Annotated in this window: 16 protein-coding genes; 11 read left to right on the forward strand and 5 right to left on the reverse strand. The window is 44.7% G+C overall.

Features of this window, described 5'->3' with window-relative positions:
- The first annotated feature begins 5 nt into the window (after positions 1-5).
- The 9 genes from lpxB (at position 6) to olsF (ending at position 8,186) form a co-directional block, all read left to right on the forward strand.
- The gene (gene lpxB, locus B4F66_RS05525) at positions 6-1,136 is read left to right on the forward strand and encodes a lipid-A-disaccharide synthase (protein WP_292357685.1); all 1,131 of its coding nucleotides are present in this window, start codon (positions 6-8) and stop codon (positions 1,134-1,136) included.
- Positions 1,136-1,708, forward strand: coding sequence for a ribonuclease HII (gene rnhB, locus B4F66_RS05530; protein WP_292357683.1), 573 nt, complete (start codon positions 1,136-1,138; stop codon positions 1,706-1,708). The genes lpxB and rnhB overlap by 1 nt, the downstream gene beginning before the upstream one ends.
- 51 nt (positions 1,709-1,759) lie before the next feature.
- The gene (pcnB, locus tag B4F66_RS05535; protein ID WP_292357681.1) at positions 1,760-3,133 is read left to right on the forward strand and encodes a polynucleotide adenylyltransferase PcnB; all 1,374 of its coding nucleotides are present in this window, start codon (positions 1,760-1,762) and stop codon (positions 3,131-3,133) included.
- On the forward strand, positions 3,133-3,621 hold the full coding sequence (gene folK / locus B4F66_RS05540; RefSeq protein WP_292357680.1) for a 2-amino-4-hydroxy-6-hydroxymethyldihydropteridine diphosphokinase: 489 nt from the start codon (positions 3,133-3,135) through the stop codon (positions 3,619-3,621). Before pcnB ends, folK begins: the two co-directional genes overlap by 1 nt.
- Positions 3,618-4,277: a deoxynucleoside kinase gene (locus B4F66_RS05545; RefSeq protein ID WP_292357678.1), complete on the forward strand. Its 660-nt coding sequence runs from the start codon at positions 3,618-3,620 to the stop codon at positions 4,275-4,277. Before folK ends, B4F66_RS05545 begins: the two co-directional genes overlap by 4 nt.
- A complete protein-coding gene (gene panB / locus B4F66_RS05550) occupies positions 4,274-5,068 on the forward strand; it encodes a 3-methyl-2-oxobutanoate hydroxymethyltransferase (protein WP_292357676.1) in 795 nt (264 codons plus the stop codon). Before B4F66_RS05545 ends, panB begins: the two co-directional genes overlap by 4 nt.
- Positions 5,068-5,922, forward strand: coding sequence for a pantoate--beta-alanine ligase (gene panC / locus B4F66_RS05555; RefSeq protein WP_292357674.1), 855 nt, complete (start codon positions 5,068-5,070; stop codon positions 5,920-5,922). Before panB ends, panC begins: the two co-directional genes overlap by 1 nt.
- A 51-nt stretch (positions 5,923-5,973) precedes the next feature.
- Positions 5,974-6,354: an aspartate 1-decarboxylase gene (gene panD, locus B4F66_RS05560; RefSeq protein WP_292357672.1), complete on the forward strand. Its 381-nt coding sequence runs from the start codon at positions 5,974-5,976 to the stop codon at positions 6,352-6,354.
- Between the two features lie 116 nt (positions 6,355-6,470).
- Positions 6,471-8,186 (forward strand): bifunctional ornithine lipid synthase OlsF, encoded by a 1,716-nt coding sequence (olsF, locus tag B4F66_RS05565; protein ID WP_292357670.1) that lies wholly within the window; start codon positions 6,471-6,473, stop codon positions 8,184-8,186.
- Between the two features lie 2 nt (positions 8,187-8,188).
- On the opposite strand, the gene B4F66_RS05570 is transcribed toward olsF, so the two are convergent.
- Both B4F66_RS05570 and B4F66_RS05575 read right to left on the reverse strand, forming a co-directional pair.
- Positions 8,189-8,647, reverse strand: a complete 459-nt coding sequence (locus tag B4F66_RS05570) for a YchJ family protein (RefSeq protein ID WP_292357668.1) — start codon at positions 8,645-8,647, stop codon at positions 8,189-8,191.
- Positions 8,647-9,426, reverse strand: a complete 780-nt coding sequence (locus tag B4F66_RS05575; RefSeq protein WP_292357666.1) for an SDR family oxidoreductase — start codon at positions 9,424-9,426, stop codon at positions 8,647-8,649. Before B4F66_RS05575 ends, B4F66_RS05570 begins: the two co-directional genes overlap by 1 nt.
- A 129-nt stretch (positions 9,427-9,555) precedes the next feature.
- Here B4F66_RS05575 and B4F66_RS05580 point away from each other — a divergent pair, with 129 nt between their 5' ends.
- Positions 9,556-12,288: a cation-transporting P-type ATPase gene (locus tag B4F66_RS05580; RefSeq protein ID WP_292357664.1), complete on the forward strand. Its 2,733-nt coding sequence runs from the start codon at positions 9,556-9,558 to the stop codon at positions 12,286-12,288.
- 36 nt (positions 12,289-12,324) lie between these two features.
- On the opposite strand, the gene B4F66_RS05585 is transcribed toward B4F66_RS05580, so the two are convergent.
- Both B4F66_RS05585 and B4F66_RS05590 read right to left on the reverse strand, forming a co-directional pair.
- Positions 12,325-13,893 (reverse strand): hypothetical protein, encoded by a 1,569-nt coding sequence (locus tag B4F66_RS05585; RefSeq protein WP_292411224.1) that lies wholly within the window; start codon positions 13,891-13,893, stop codon positions 12,325-12,327.
- 12 nt (positions 13,894-13,905) lie between these two features.
- On the reverse strand, positions 13,906-14,586 hold the full coding sequence (locus B4F66_RS05590) for a tellurite resistance TerB family protein (RefSeq protein WP_292357660.1): 681 nt from the start codon (positions 14,584-14,586) through the stop codon (positions 13,906-13,908).
- Between the two features lie 108 nt (positions 14,587-14,694).
- Between B4F66_RS05590 and B4F66_RS05595 the strand changes: the two genes are divergently transcribed.
- Complete coding sequence (locus B4F66_RS05595) at positions 14,695-15,219, forward strand: retropepsin-like aspartic protease family protein (protein ID WP_292357658.1); 525 nt, start codon at positions 14,695-14,697, stop codon at positions 15,217-15,219.
- Here the strand turns inward: B4F66_RS05595 and B4F66_RS05600 are convergent.
- Positions 15,205-15,921 carry an ElyC/SanA/YdcF family protein gene (locus tag B4F66_RS05600; protein WP_292357656.1) on the reverse strand — a complete coding sequence of 239 codons (717 nt, stop codon included), beginning with the start codon at positions 15,919-15,921 and terminating at the stop codon, positions 15,205-15,207. The genes B4F66_RS05595 and B4F66_RS05600 overlap by 15 nt on opposite strands.
- Between the last annotated feature and the right edge of the window lie 23 nt (positions 15,922-15,944).

The raw sequence follows: 15,944 nt of genomic DNA on the forward strand, positions 1-15,944 counted from the left end.
TATTAGTGAGTCATCATATTTACATTGTGGCGGGTGAAGCTTCGGGCGAAGCGCATGCCGCTCGTCTGGTGTCCGCATTAAAGCAGCAGCAACCTTCAATCTATATAACGGGTATTGGCGGTGACAAAATGCGGGCTGCAGGGGCTGATATTAGTATTGATTTTGCTGAATTAGCGGTAATGGGACTAGTGGAGGTGATCAAACGCTATCCCAAAATCAAAGGCATTTTTAATCAGGTGGTCGAGGAATTACGTCGTCAGCCACCAGATTTGTTAATTTTGATTGATTATCCTGGCTTCAACCTAAAACTGGCAAAACAAGCCAAAAAACTCGGCATTAAAGTTTTGTATTACATCAGTCCGAAGATCTGGGCCTGGCGGGCAGGGCGCATCGAACAAATCAAACGTGATGTTGATCATATGGCCGTGTTATTTCCGTTTGAACAGGAAATCTACGAGAAAGCAGAGGTTGCCGTTACATGTGTAGGGCATCCTTTAGTTGATGCTGTGCATACCCAGTTATCCAAAACTGCAGCAAGGGAAAAATTCTTATTAGATAAAGATATTCGGGTTATTGGTTTATTTCCCGGCAGCCGTCGCAGTGAAATTTCAGTCTTACTGCCAGTGATGCTGGAAGCGGCTGAACGAATAGAAAAACGGCATTTTCCGATTCAGATAGTCATTCCCCAGGCCCCCGGTATTGATGAAAGCTTTCTGCAACAGTATCTGGCTGGCTCATGTTTGAATGTAAGGGTTATCAAGGATGATTTTTATGAGGTTATCCAGGCCTGTGATGCGATTGTTGCTGCATCGGGTACCGTGACGCTGGAAATTGCGTTACTGGGAGTCCCCCATTTTATTACCTATAAAGTTTCTCCATGGAGTTACCGGATACTCAAACGTCTGGTGAAAATTCCCTATGTTGGGTTATGCAATATTGTGACAAAACAGCCGGTGATTAAAGAGTTGCTCCAGGATGACGTTACGCCAGTCCGGTTGGAACAGCAGCTAATGGATCTGCTTACCCATCCCCAACGGCAGCAACATGCTGAAAACATTCGTCAGCAGGTCAAACAAGCACTTGGTCCAAGTGGCGGGGCAGAGAATGCTGCCAAACTCGTACTGAGTTTAATTTAATGCAGTCGGTTGTTTTAATTGCTGGAATAGATGAAGTTGGCAGGGGGCCTTTGGCAGGGCCAGTGGTGACCGCAGCAGTCATACTCGATCCTAATAAACCTATTACAGGATTGACCGATTCTAAAAAGCTCAGTGAAAAGCGCCGCGAACAACTTGTCCCGTTAATTGAGGAATATGCTTATGCGTGGGCGTTGGGCCGGGCAGAAGTGGAAGAAATTGATCAATTAAATATTTTGCAAGCCAGCTTATTAGCGATGCAACGTGCAGTGGCCGCTTTGCCTTTTGAGCTGGAACATGCACTGGTTGATGGTAATCATGCCCCCCAATTGACTTGTCCGGTCACCACAATCATTAAAGGTGATTTAAGTGAACCAGCCATAGCGGCGGCTTCCATATTGGCAAAGGTTGCCAGAGATCGTGAAATGTTGGTGTTGGATCAGCTTTACCCTGGCTACGGACTCGCGAAGCATAAAGGGTATCCGACGGTACAGCATCAGCAAGCACTAATGGATTTAGGACCTTCACCAATTCACCGACAGTCATTTGCCCCGGTTCGCCGGGCAATGAGATAAATTAATGCAATTTCCGGCTATCGTCTTTAAGCATGGTATTATTCGCACCTTATGCTTTCGATAAATTCACTCATTAATTCATTCAAACGGATCAAAGCCGGTAAAAAAAGCCGTGCAGCAGCCGAGGGAGCCGCACCACTTATTGTGTCGCGCGCCGATCATAATATTTCTCGACAGTTAATCAGTCCCAGTGCCTTAAAAGTGCTTTATACCCTTAAAGATGCTGGGTTTGAGGCCTATCTGGTCGGTGGCTGTGTACGGGATTTGTTATTAGGTTACGAACCCAAGGATTTTGATATTTCTACCAATGCTCTGCCTGAGCAGGTGCATCGGTTATTTCGTCGCAGCCAGTTAATTGGTCGTCGTTTCAAACTGGTTCATGTGCGCTTTGGTCGTGATGAGATTATTGAAGTAGCCACTTTCCGAGCGCCACCTGAAGCTAAAAATCATGTCGATAAGCAAGGTCGTATCATGCAGGATAATGTGTACGGCACATTAGAGCAGGATGCATGGCGTCGCGATTTCACCATTAACGCCCTTTATTACAACATCAGAGACTTCTCTATTGTTGATTACACCGGTGGTATTGCCGATTTGCAGGCAGGTCTGATTCGCTTAATTGGTGATAAACCCGTCAGATATCGTGAAGATCCGGTGAGAATGCTTCGTGCTGTACGGTTTATGGCTAAATTGGGTTTAAAGCTGGAAGCCGAAACCGAACAATTGATTGTGGATCTGGCCCCATTACTCAGCGATATTCCTCCGGCCAGATTATTTGATGAAACCTTAAAACTGTATTTAAGTGGGCAGGCAGCAGTAACTCACGAGTTACTTTGTCACTACGGTGTGTTTGATCATCTTTATCCTCAAACCGCGGCTTTGTTACATCAGGAAAATAATGGTTTTCCTCGCACTTTGCTGATGAAAGCGTTGGAAAATACCGATAAAAGACTGGCTGACAACAAGCCGGTTACTCCCGCGTTTTTGTTCGCTGCATTATTATGGGAGCCATTGCGCCAACGTTGGCTGGAACTGAGTAAGGAAATGCCCGAAATACCCGCCATGCAGCGTGCTGCCGGTGAAGTATTATCCGAGCAGATTCAAACCGTCGCCATTCCCAAACGCTTCAGTCTGGTTACCCGTGATATCTGGACCATGCAACCACGATTGACACGCCGTCAGGGTAAACGTGCTTTTGCTTTGTTATTGCATCCCAAGTTTCGTGCTGGTTACGATTTTCTGGCATTGCGGGCCCAATCCGGTGAACCTTTGCAAGAGCTGACTGACTGGTGGACAACCTTTCAGCAGACATCTGCTACTGCGCAGGCCGAAATGGTAAATGCTTTAGGTAATGGCGCAGAGACAGATAAACGTAAACCTCGCCGTCGCCGCCGTCGTAAACCTGCTAATAAAAAAGTTGAATAATGCTCGTTTATATTGGACTCGGCAGTAATCTGCAAAACCCACTGCAACAGATAAAAACGGCAATAAATGATGTACAGTCATTAGCCGGAGTAACCATCATCACCGTATCCTCGTTGTATCAGAGCCCGCCCATGGGGCCAGCCGATCAACCTGATTACATTAATGCGGTGATCTCACTGGAAACATCTCTCAGTCCACATCAGTTACTTGATGCTTTACAATCTGTTGAACAACTCCATGGACGCGAACGAAAGCGGCATTGGGGTGAACGGACGCTGGATTTGGATATTTTGCTCTACGGTGAGCAAATATTAGATGATGAGCGACTGAAAATACCGCACCCAGGCATGCATGAGCGGGCCTTTGTGTTATATCCATTGGCCGAAATAGCACCGGATATTGAGATTCCCGGCATAGGTGCTTTACAGCAAATATTGCTCTCCTGCCCGCAAGGTGATTTACAACTAGTGGATAAGATTAGCTTATGAAAACATTGCCACATCGCTATATTGTTGTCGAAGGTCCTATTGGTGTCGGCAAAACCCATCTGGTTAAAAGGTTGGCTGATAGCTTTTCTGGAAATACCTTGTTGGAAGCGCCGGAACAGAACCCCTTTCTGGAACGCTATTACCTGCATCCCAAACAATCCGCATTGCCAACGCAGCTGAGCTTTCTGATGCAGCGCGTTAAATTAGCCAAAACACTACAACAGGATGATTTATTTACCTCATTGCATGTTGCTGATTTCATGCTGGAAAAAGACCGTTTGTTTGCCCAAATATCGCTCGATGATGACGAACTGGCCTTATACAACATGGTTTACGATAGTTTGACCATGCACCATCGGACACCTGATTTGGTGATTTACCTGCAAGCCTCTCTGCCCATCCTGAAAACCCGGATTTCACAGCGTGGTATCAGTTATGAGCAGCATGTCGAGGATGCTTATCTGAAACGATTGGCTGATTCCTACGCTGATTTTTTCCATTATTACGATGCTTCTCCATTATTGATCGTTAATGCAGAACAAATTGATTTGGTGAAAAGTGAAGCCGATTATCAGCAATTGCTGGATCAGATCTGCACTATCCAGAGTGGTCGTCAGTATTACAATCCGTTGCCGGTGAAAGAGAAAAACTCATGAGCCGAACCAGTCTCAATCAGCTGCGTAAAATGAAAGCCGAGCGTAACAAAATTGCCGTGCTGACGGCATATGATTCAAGTTTTAGTCACGTTCTGGAACAGGCTGGAGTTGATATCGTATTGGTGGGTGACTCACTTGGAATGGTCATTCAAGGTCAGGAAAGCACCTTGCCAGTCACGGTCGAGCATATGATTTACCATACCGCCAATGTGATTCGCGGTAGTGAACGTCTGTTTGTGATCACCGATATGCCGTTCATGAGCTATGCCAATACTGATCAGGCTTTGCACAATGCAGCCCGGTTAATGGCCGAAGGCGGGGCGCAGATGGTTAAACTGGAAGGGGGAGCAGAGCTGGTTGAACTAATTTCTGCCTTAACCCGACGTGGCATTCCTGTTTGTGGTCATCTGGGATTATTACCCCAGTCAGTGCATAAGCTGGGTGGGTATCTGGTTCAGGGGAGAGAACAGTCTGCTGCGGATAAAATTCTGCAGGATGCGATTAGTTTGGAAAAAGCAGGTGCCGATATGCTGGTACTTGAGTGCGTCCCTGCGGCATTGGCGAAGATCATCAGTGAAGCGCTAACGATTCCGGTTATTGGCATTGGTGCTGGTGCTGACTGTGATGGACAGGTTTTAGTGTTACACGACATGTTAGGTATCACTCCTGGTAAACGTCCGCGTTTCAGCCATGATTTCCTGGCCGACAGTGGTCACATCCCTGCAGCAATAAGTCGTTATGTTGAAGCCGTTAAAAATGGTGAGTTTCCCACAGCTGAGCAACAGTATTAATGCAAATTGTTGAATCGATTCTGAGCCTGCGTGGTCAGATAAAGACCTGGCGTGCTGAACATCGGACTATTGCCTTTGTACCGACGATGGGAAACCTTCATGACGGGCATATCTCTCTGGTGAAAAAAGCCCAGACTCTGGCTGACAAAGTGGTGGTCAGTATCTTTGTCAATCCATTGCAGTTTGATGACAAACGGGATTTAGCCAACTATCCCCGGACGTTGCAGACAGATATTAAAAAGCTGACTCAGGTGGGCTGTAATCTGTTATTTACTCCTGATACTGAGGTGATGTATCCGCAGGGCAAGGATTTTCATACCTTTATTCATGTGCCTGGTATGGATGACAAGCTCTGTGGTCTTGAGCGACCCGGACACTTTGATGGTGTTGCCACAGTCGTTACCAAGTTCTTCAATATAGTGCAGGCCGATGTTGCGGTGTTTGGTGAAAAGGATTACCAGCAATTATTGCTGATTCGTAAACTGGTGGCTGATTTGAACTTGCCGATTAAGATCGTGGGCGCAGCTACTGTAAGAGAAGATAGTGGTCTGGCGATGAGTTCTCGTAATCAACATTTAAACGAAACGCTGAAACAGCAAGCTGCAGCGTTGTATTCAAATCTGCTTGAACTCAAACAACAGCTGGAGTCTGGCAATCAGGACTATTCGGCTTTACTGGCTCAAGCCCATACGCAATTAACTGCTTCCGGGTTTACATTGGATTATATTGATATTCGTCGGGCAGAAGATCTGCAATTGGCTAATCCTGCAGTGGATAAAGAGTTGCGGTTGCTGGCGGCGGGACGTGTGGGCAGTGTAAGATTGATTGACAATATTGCTTGTAACCTTGCTTGAGCTTTCTTAAAAAGCGATAATATACGGCTTACTAACGGAATTTTGCCAGCTATGCATCTGACACTGTTAAAAGCTAAATTACATCGTGCCTGTGTAACCCATTCTGAACTGGAATATGAGGGTTCATGCGCGATTGATGGCAAATTACTCGAAGCCGCCGGCATTCACGAGTATGAACAAATTCATATTTACAACGTCGCTAATGGCGAACGTTTCGTGACGTATGCAATTCGAGCTGAAGACGGTTCTAATATCATCTCAGTTAACGGTGCTGCGGCACATAAAGCCTCTCCGGGCGATCGCATTATTATCTGTGCATATACTGCTATGAATGCAGAAGAAGTAAAAAGCTTTAAACCGACGTTGGTATATCTGAATGAAAATAATGATATTACCCATATGCGTCATGCTATTCCTGTCCAAGCGGCCTGATTAAACCCCTTAGATATAACGGTTTGCGAGACTGTCACTGAACAGTCATCAAACCGTTATTTTTTTGTCATATGTGTTCTCTAGACTTTGCATCATGAAGTTACCAGAGAAACCGTATGCTCAATATTGAACAAGCTGTTCAACAAAAATTCCCCAATTTTCAAAATCAAAAACCTTGGGTCAGAATTCCGACGTTAGGCTTTCTCCGAAAAATCACTCATGAACAGGAAGTTAATCGTTTCCTGGAACAGCATAAGCAGCTTGAAGGCTTTGATTTCATTGATGAGGTCCTGGATTACTTCAACTTCAGCTATAGCATTACGCATCGTCATCGTAACAATATTCCGGCTACAGGTCGTGTTGTCATTGTCGCCAATCATCCATTAGGTGCGTTAGATGGGCTATGTTTATTAAAACTGGTGGGTGAAGTCAGGCGTGATGTGAAAATTGTTGCCAATGACATGCTGTTGAATTTTTCAGCATTAAGTTCGTTGTTTCTGCCCGTAGATAATCTCTCCAAATCTACCCGTAAAAGTAGTATTGCCAGGATTGTTGAGTGTCTGAACAATGATGAGGCTGTGATTGTGTTTCCTGCCGGTGAAGTATCACGTATCCGGCCAGGTGGTGTTCGTGATGGTAAATGGAACAGTGGGTTTTTAAATTTTGCCAAAAAAACGCAATCGCCCATTTTGCCGATATATGTTGAAGCCAGAAACTCTTCGCTGTTTTATAGCGCCTCGATGGTTTATAAACCATTGTCAGGCATGATGCTGGCGCATGAAATGTTCAATAAAAACTCCAAAACTATCTCGATGCGGGTAGGGGAGTCTATTGCTTATCAACAGGTTGAACAATTGCCGTTGATAAAGGCCGAAAAAGCCAAGTTATTAAGGCGCCACTTATATCGACTGGCCAAAGGAAAAAAACCGCTGTTTGTCACTGAGCAGACGATTGCCCATCCGCAGGAACGTCGGGCAATCAAAAAAGAATTGCAGCAGGCTGAATTATTGGGCGAAACGGCCGACAATAAAAAAATATATCTGTTTGACTATCAATCAAATTCAGCTGTTATGCAGGAGATTGGTCGTTTACGGGAAATCACTTTCAGACAGGTTGGCGAGGGAACAGGTAAAAGACGTGATTTAGATCATTATGATCGTGATTACCGACACTTAATTCTCTGGGATGAGCAGGAACTGGAGATAGCCGGTGCTTATCGAATTGGCGAAGTCGCTCGTATTATGAATGCAGGTCGTGATATCTATACCAGTGAATTGTTTCAGTTTACTGCGGCAATGCAGCAATATTTCCCGGTAAGTATTGAATTGGGTCGCAGCTTTGTCAGCCCCAAATACTGGGGTAAGCGCAGCCTGGATTATTTATGGTATGGCATCGGTGCCTACCTAAAACGTTATCCAGAAGTACGGTATCTATTTGGTCCTGTCAGTTTGAGTAATACCTATCCTGATTTTGCCAAGGCGTTGATTGTCAGTTTTTATCAAAAGCATTTTGCCGATGCAGAAAATCTGGCGAAGGGCAGAGTCCCCTATATATTTGATAATGAAATCAAGCAAAGGGTTAATTCAACGTTAGTGAATCATGATGCTGACAATGACTTTACGGCGGTACGCGAGCAACTGGCGCATATGAATGTAACGGTGCCGACACTCTATAAACAATACGCCGATATTTGTGAGCCAAGTGGTGTGCGGTTTATCGATTTTAATATTGATGCCAATTTCGGTAACTGTATCGATGGACTGGTGATGGTCGATCTGCAGCAATTAAAACCAGCTAAACGCAAACGTTATTTAGGTGAAAAAAATACCTAACATCACCCGTGGCAGCGTTTAAGTTTTTTTCCACTGCCACAAATGCATTTATCATTCCGGCCAAGTTTGATGGGAGGCAGAAATTCACCATCAAGATAAAACCATAGGCCATCCTGTCGACAAAACCGTGATCTTTCATGTAATTGCCCCATCGGATTATCCAGATAAAAGGCAATAAATTCGACCTCAGCTTCATCGCCGTCTTGTGAATGTTCGATAATAGTTAAACCCAGCCATTGTGTTGTTTGCATCGTTTGCTGCAAGCTGTTGGTGTCGTCTGGCTGTCGTTGAGATGGATGCAAGGTAGTCTGCAAATAATTGCTCTGTTGCATTACAAACGCACTATAACGCGAACGCATTAACTGTTCAGCCGTGACTGCAGTCTGTTTACCCTGATGTAATAAACCACAACAATCTTGATACGTTTTCCCACTAAGGCAAGGACAGTCTTGGTCACTCATTAAAATACAATCTTCATTAAGTCAGGATGTTGAAAGGTATAGTTAAGTTTTGTTTTAATTTTTTGATTACTGATTATTTTGTATTTAACTTCTGTTTCAGTGTCAAACTCGGGAGCGGGTAGCCCCATCAACTTTCTCGCATAACTATAAAATTCACGTTTGCTGGGATGGGTGTCAGCACAACCGTTAAAGGTTTCTCCCCAGGCTTGCTGTTGCAAAATGGCATCAATAATACCGAGGCAATCATCAAGGTGAATCAGATTCACCGGAGCATCTGCTTGAGGCACACGACGACCATTTCGGAAAAACCTGCCTGGATGACGGCGTTTATCAATCAAACCACTGAAACGTAAGATGGTTGTTTGGAAATGATTGCTGGTTTGAAACTGCTGTTCTATTTCCCACAAGATGCTGTCGTGGTCTTCAGCATGTTCATCCTCATTCACTTCACGATTGAGACTTTGATAAACCGAGGTGGAACTGATAAACAATATCTTTTGAATCGGTGATTTCTCGATTTGCTGAATAAGATTGGTAAAACCAGTTTGATTTTTAGAGGTAATATTTATAATCAGAATTTCGCTATGCAAAAATTCTTGGATATCGGATATCTGGTCAATATCAACATAAAATGCGCTGGCACCAGCTGTAGCAATTTCAGAGAATCTTTCACGATGACGAGTCGATGTTTTTACATGAAAGCCTTGTTTATATAGTTGAGTTGCCAGTGGTAAGCCCAGCCAGCCGCTCCCTAAAATACTGATAGTGTTAATGCTCATTTCCTTCTAGACAAAGACATAATTTGTCTATTGTGCAGCTTGATGTAGATCAAAACAAACCACTTCGTTACATAGGCCTAACCTATAAACACGTTATGCTAAGGTTATGATCGTTACCAGGAGTTACTGATGAAACAGCATATGCAGACTCAACCATTCGAACAATCCTGGCATCACCTTAGTTCAAAGGAAAGTTTGTCACTACTCGAGAGTGACAAGCATGGATTGGATTCCGAAACTGTTGAACAACGTTTGCAGCAATTTGGTGAAAATCATTTGCCTCGGGTTAAAGGGCGTTCAGCAATAGCCAGGTTATTTGCTCAGCTGCACAATTTGATCATTTATGTGTTGTTAGCTGCAGCGTTGCTTACCGCTTTGCTGGGGCATTGGATAGATTTCTGGGTAATTCTTGCGGTTGTCATATTAAACACGCTAATTGGCTTTATTCAGGAGGGAAAAGCCGAAAAAGCGCTTGATGCTATTAAAGATATGCTGGCGCCTCATGCAACAGTAATCCGTAGTGGGCATCGTCTGCAGATTGAAGCCGATCAGTTGGTTCCCGGTGATGTAGTGGTGTTGGAACCCGGTGATAAAGTGCCAGCAGATTTACGTGTTTTCAGCGCAAAAGGCTTACAAATTCAGGAAGCGGTATTAACCGGCGAATCGGTTGCTGTTGAAAAACACAGTGAGCCGGTAGCGGCAGATGCTGTGTTAGGTGATCGATTGTGTATGGCGTATTCCGGCACCTTGGTCACATCCGGTCAGGGACATGGCGTTGTGGTTGCGACCGGAGCACATACCGAGATTGGTCGAATCAGTGGCATGATTTCCGATATCGAAAATCTCACTACCCCGTTACTACAGCAAATTTCAGTGTTCTCTCGCTGGCTGACCCTGGTCATTATGGTGATTGCCGGATTGGTATTCAGCTATGGTTACTGGTTGAATCAGACCCCGCCTATTGAGATGTTTATGATTGTGGTTGGTGTGGCCGTAGCGGGTATTCCTGAAGGTTTACCGGCTATTCTGACCATCACGCTGGCGATTGGTGTGCAACGCATGGCCAGTCGTAATGCCATTATTCGACGGCTTCCAGCAGTAGAAACTCTGGGCGCGGTATCCATTATCTGCTCTGATAAAACCGGTACCTTAACCCGCAATGAAATGACGGTTTCCACTGTGATGAGCTCGGTAAATAACTATAGCGTCAGTGGTGTGGGTTATTCTCCAGCGGGTGAGTTTACTATTGATGAGCAGGCCATTGAAACCGAACAGGACGAAATTTTAACGTTGCTTTTACGCTGTGCCGCTATTTGCAATGATTCGGCATTAAAGCGACGTGGTGATGATTGGCTGGCCGAAGGCGATCCGATGGAAGCAGCGATGCTTAGCGCCGCATTAAAGGCAGATTTTACACTGGAGGAGCTGAAACAATTTTACCCAAGACGTGATGTTATCCCGTTTGATACCGCACATCGTTTTATGGCCACCCTGCATCATGATCACCAAGGCCATGACTTTATTGCTGTAAAAGGTGCACCGGAAAAACTCATCGAGCTTTGCCAATTTCAGCGAACAGAACTAGGAGATGTGGAAGTTGATCAGACTTATTGGCATGCACAGATTGAAAAAATTGCAGCAGAAGGCCAGCGAGTGCTGGCCGTGGCCACTAAAACGGTGGAGCAACATACAGGGGAATTGCAGTTTAAAGATTTAGACCAGGGATTGGTGTTACTGGGCTTGATCGGGCTGATTGACCCACCCCGTGAAGAGGCCATTACTGCTGTCAGTGATTGTCATAAAGCCGGTATTCAGGTCAAAATGATTACCGGTGATCATGCCGCAACAGCCAGTGCGATTGCAGCAAAACTGGGTTTGCATCATACGAAAACAGTGTTGACCGGGCACGATCTCACACAACTCAGTGACGCAGAGTTGCAACATGCTGTTCACCAAACTGATGTTTTTGCCCGTACAGCACCGGAGCATAAATTAAGGCTGGTCAGAGCTTTACAGGCCAATGGTCATGTTGTTGCGATGACGGGGGATGGGGTAAATGATGCCCCGGCATTGAAACGAGCAGATGTAGGGATAGCAATGGGACAAGGGGGGACTGAGGCAGCCAAGGAAGCGGCAGAAATGGTGTTAGCCGATGATAACTTTGCTTCGATTGCCAAAGCTGTTAGAGAAGGACGTACGGTATATGACAACTTGAAAAAAGCCATCTTATTTTTACTGCCCATCAATGGAGGTGAATCATTAAGTATTATTGCGGCAGTAATGGCGGGCATGACCTTACCGATCACTCCTTTACAGATATTGTGGATCAATATGGTCAGTTCAATTGCTTTGGCGTTATCTCTGGCATTTGAACCGGGTGAAGAGAATGCCATGAAGTGTAAACCAAGACAACGAGATGAAAAAATGCTCTCCGGGTTTCTGGTCTGGCGTATCAGCTTTGTGTCATTACTGTTTGTTATTGGGGTTTATGGCATGTTTTTATGGACCCAGTCTCAGGGGGCTTCAATTGAACAATCCCGGACATATGCCGTGAATACTCTGGTGGTGATGGAAGTATTTTACCTGTTCAATGTGCGTTGTTTAAACAGTGCATCGTGGTCAATTAAACGGTGGTTCACCTCATCTATAGTGTTTATTTCAATCGGAATGGTCATTTTATTGCAGCTGATTTTTACCTACGCGCCATTTATGAACACATTATTTGAATCAACACCAATTGGATTACGCCATGGTACCGAGATCATTGCGGTGGGTATTGTTATGTATTTGATTTTAGAGCTGGAAAAATGGCTGCGTCGATTTATGAGCAACCATCATAAAGTTGAAGAAACAGTTAGTTAAAGAGAAAACTTGATTGCTCTCAATTGCCTAACGGTTTTATTTTCGTCGGGAAAAGTGTTTTATCAAACGGCGAAGCACCAAAATGATAAAACCGCTTAAACCAAATAAAATCAGTGCTATTGGCCAGGGAATAGGGTGTGGTTTTGGATTAACTGGTGGTTGCTTGTGAAAAGAAGCTGGAATATTACGTTCAGCTAACTCGATAGTAACCCACTCATCCCTATCGGCCGGTGCCGTTTCCACATATTCGCTAAAACTGTAAACCGGTGCATCACCATAGATCCGACTAGATGGTATTTGTGGTATTCGGACAAACCAGATGGCCTCAATAGAATCAGCAAGAATTTTTTCGTAGCTAGAAAGCGATCGTGTTGCTTGACCGGTTGTTAAACGTAGTAAATCTTCCCCAATAGCATCAAATGCTACGGCTGGTAACAGGCGAGTGGTTTCGGTCGTCAGATAATCATAAATCTGTCTGGCTGCATTCAGATCCATTTCAATAATAGCCGTATAAAAATAGGCACCAATCGCCTGAACATAGCCATTTATGCCACGTGTGGGGATATTCCAATTTAATGCACGCAAGCTATCGATGCTGATGCCGGTACAGTTTGCGTCTGCGTGGTTATAAATGAAATTACCCCGATAGAAATAATTCATTACCTGATTAATAGATTGTTGAAATTCTGCTGCTGGCTGATGATTTTTAAGCGTAGCTACCAGCATGTAGGACGGCCGATAATAATTTTGTCCGGCATTGAGGTCTGCCAGATAGTTGTCCATTGGAGTGACGGCAGCAATAATGCCTTTTTCACTGATGGTTTCCAGATTGTAAAAATTATTGACCAGCCAGTCAGCGTAACTGCCATTATCACCGAACTGGCCGGTCACTACTGCAAAATGCCCCGCCAGAGCTTCATGATCATCTCCCTGAGCACCATTAAGCATCAAGCCTAAAACCGGTTTACCAGCAGCCTCCATGGCAGAGCCGAGCGTTCGCTCCCATAACAGACGACTTTGATGTGGTTGTTGTACGCCGCCATCATCAGCCTGAACCAGAGCTTGCAAATCTTCATCTTCGCTGAGTGGCAATAACTGATAATTGTTAATGGCAAAATCCAGCGGCCAGACGGTGCGCGCAATAAATGCATTCCCCGTCATTTTGCCGCGTAAACGAATATCGCGTTGTTTAAAAAACTCAGTGGTATTTTTATTCCAGAATGATTGATTTTGTGGAATTTTAGCTATTGTTTCAAAATTGACTTGTGTGCCGTCATCCAGAATAAGTGATTTACCTGATTTATTGAGCCTGGCTGACTCAATTTCTGTAGGGGAAGCAATCCATATGGGGATATTGTCATTAATTTCAGCTTGTTTTTCCAGCCATTTGGGTAAGCTGACTGATGCAGAAGATGGCGTTGGTAGGGAAGCAATAATCTCCTCCTCAAAATACCATTTAGCCTGATCTGATAGATGGCAGTTTGTACAACTTCCACTGGTCAGTGGAGGTTGTACCATTTCTGCTGAAACAGGATCAAAAAATGGCGTTGACTGGGCAAAACTTGTGCCCAGCAACACAATGAACAGGGAGGGTAGAAATGACATGCGGCAAGCATATCATGTGACAGCGTTGTTTTTAGCCTGGTGGATTTCGGCTTTTAAAGCCTCATCAAGTTTAAGCTGACGTGCTAGCTCATCCAGATACACTTTTTCCATAAAGCTATCTTCATCAATCATAATCAAACTGGCCAGATACATTTCAGCGGCCATTTCCTGTGTAGATGCTAATTTGGCAATTTCAGCAGGATTAACCGGTTTTTTTAACTCAGAATCTATCCAATGTTTTAGCTCAGAATCATCTGTGATTTGCGCAACTTGCTGATCAATTAACAAACGTTCCTCATCATTAATATGCCCATCAGCTTTGGCGGCACCAATCATGGCTTGTAATATTGCCTGGCTATGCAGTTCAGCTTCTGGAGCGGGTAAGCGGTCTAAGGTTTGTGGCATGGCTTGAGGTGCGGTTTGTTGATTGTTTTGCTGCCAGCTCTGATAAGCTTTAAATGCAACGGCACCCAATGCCGCCACACCGCCATATTTCAGAACACTGCCACCCATTTTGCGAGCTTTTTTATTCCCGAGCAGAAGACCTACCGCTGTTCCCGCCAAAGCGCCCCCACCAGCCCCCGTTAAAAACTGACCAATTTTATTGTCACTGGTATTGGAACTAGTATTTTGCTTGTCGAGAAACTGCTGACCAGATTGCAGAAGTTTATCCATCAGACTGCGTGTGTTCATTTGCTAATATCTCCAGGTTTGGATGTAATTCAAGTGGCTTGCCCGCATAATGTGATTCTCTGACCGCGGTTATATTAAATTGGTTTTACCTTAACTGAATTAACTTAAATGAAAATGAATCCAGCACATCAAAAAGGCTCGTCAAAAGCATTTACCATTATTTTCTGGTTGTTATTAATGGGGTCTCTGACCTTATTTTTTAATGGCTTTATTGAACAGAAATATAATCCTAACCGCCATCTGATGGAGATGGAGGCAGGTCTGGGGACAGATGTGGTGTTATTGCGAAATCAAGCAGGACACTATGTTGCTCCAGGATTTATCAATGGGCATGAAGTGACCTTTTTGCTGGATACCGGTGCAACCAATATCAGCGTGCCGGCAGGAATTGCCAGAGAGGCGGGTCTGAAGCAGGGCCGACAGGCGATGGTCAATACGGCAAATGGCGTGGTTCCTGTGTATTCTACCGAATTAGATACCGTGCAGCTCGGCGCAATCAAATTACAGCATATTCAGGCACATATTAACCCTCATATGTCAGAAGATATTGTGTTGCTTGGTATGAGTTTTATGAAGCATCTCGAGATGACGCAGCGTGATGGTACGTTGACGCTCAGTTTACCTGGAATCTGATGTCTGGCCGCTTTTTTCAACAGCCCATTTTTCATAATGTGAACCGGGCTCACCCGGTTGAAAACAACACGCCACCCAAAAATTACCTATCAATTCAGTTATCACTGATTTTGCACCATCACTGGTCTGCCACCATTTATTGAGTGCAAAACCTTGTGGCGCCGCCGCATATATACCTATTTCGACATTGGGGAATGCCTCACGATATAAACTGCGAGTTCGTCTGGCATGTACATCACTGGTATGGACGTTTAACCCTTTTAAATCAGTCTCTTTCAACGCCAGCCAGTCTCGCACCATTACCGCACTGAGATAGGTACGTTCCTGTGCGGATTCCGGCGCAGGAATCATAATCAGTTTTTCAGCATCCAGACCATGCTGCACCATAAATGCACCCGCCTGTTCAGCATAGGAAGCATGGGCCGGGCTTAAGAAACGGACATTCGGGCCGCCTGTGGTGATCATATATTGATACTGTTCAGCATTAAATATCGCCAGGGCTGCCAGCAAACTGTCTTCATCCTGCCAGCCTTCCACTACCAGATATGTTCGATCCGCGACTGGATCGGTAGGGGCAAGGATAACGGCCAGTTGCCTTAATAGAAGCAAACTACAAAGGGTTAGCAGTAATAAAATTATTAAGCCACCCCAAATTGTTGGAAACCACAACTGGCGTTTTCTAAATAAGCTGAATTTAGACAAAAAGCTATCCCTGATTATAAAAC

The sequence above is a fragment of the Methylophaga sp. UBA3603 genome (assembly GCF_002375335.1).
Classification (GTDB): domain Bacteria; phylum Pseudomonadota; class Gammaproteobacteria; order Nitrosococcales; family Methylophagaceae; genus Methylophaga.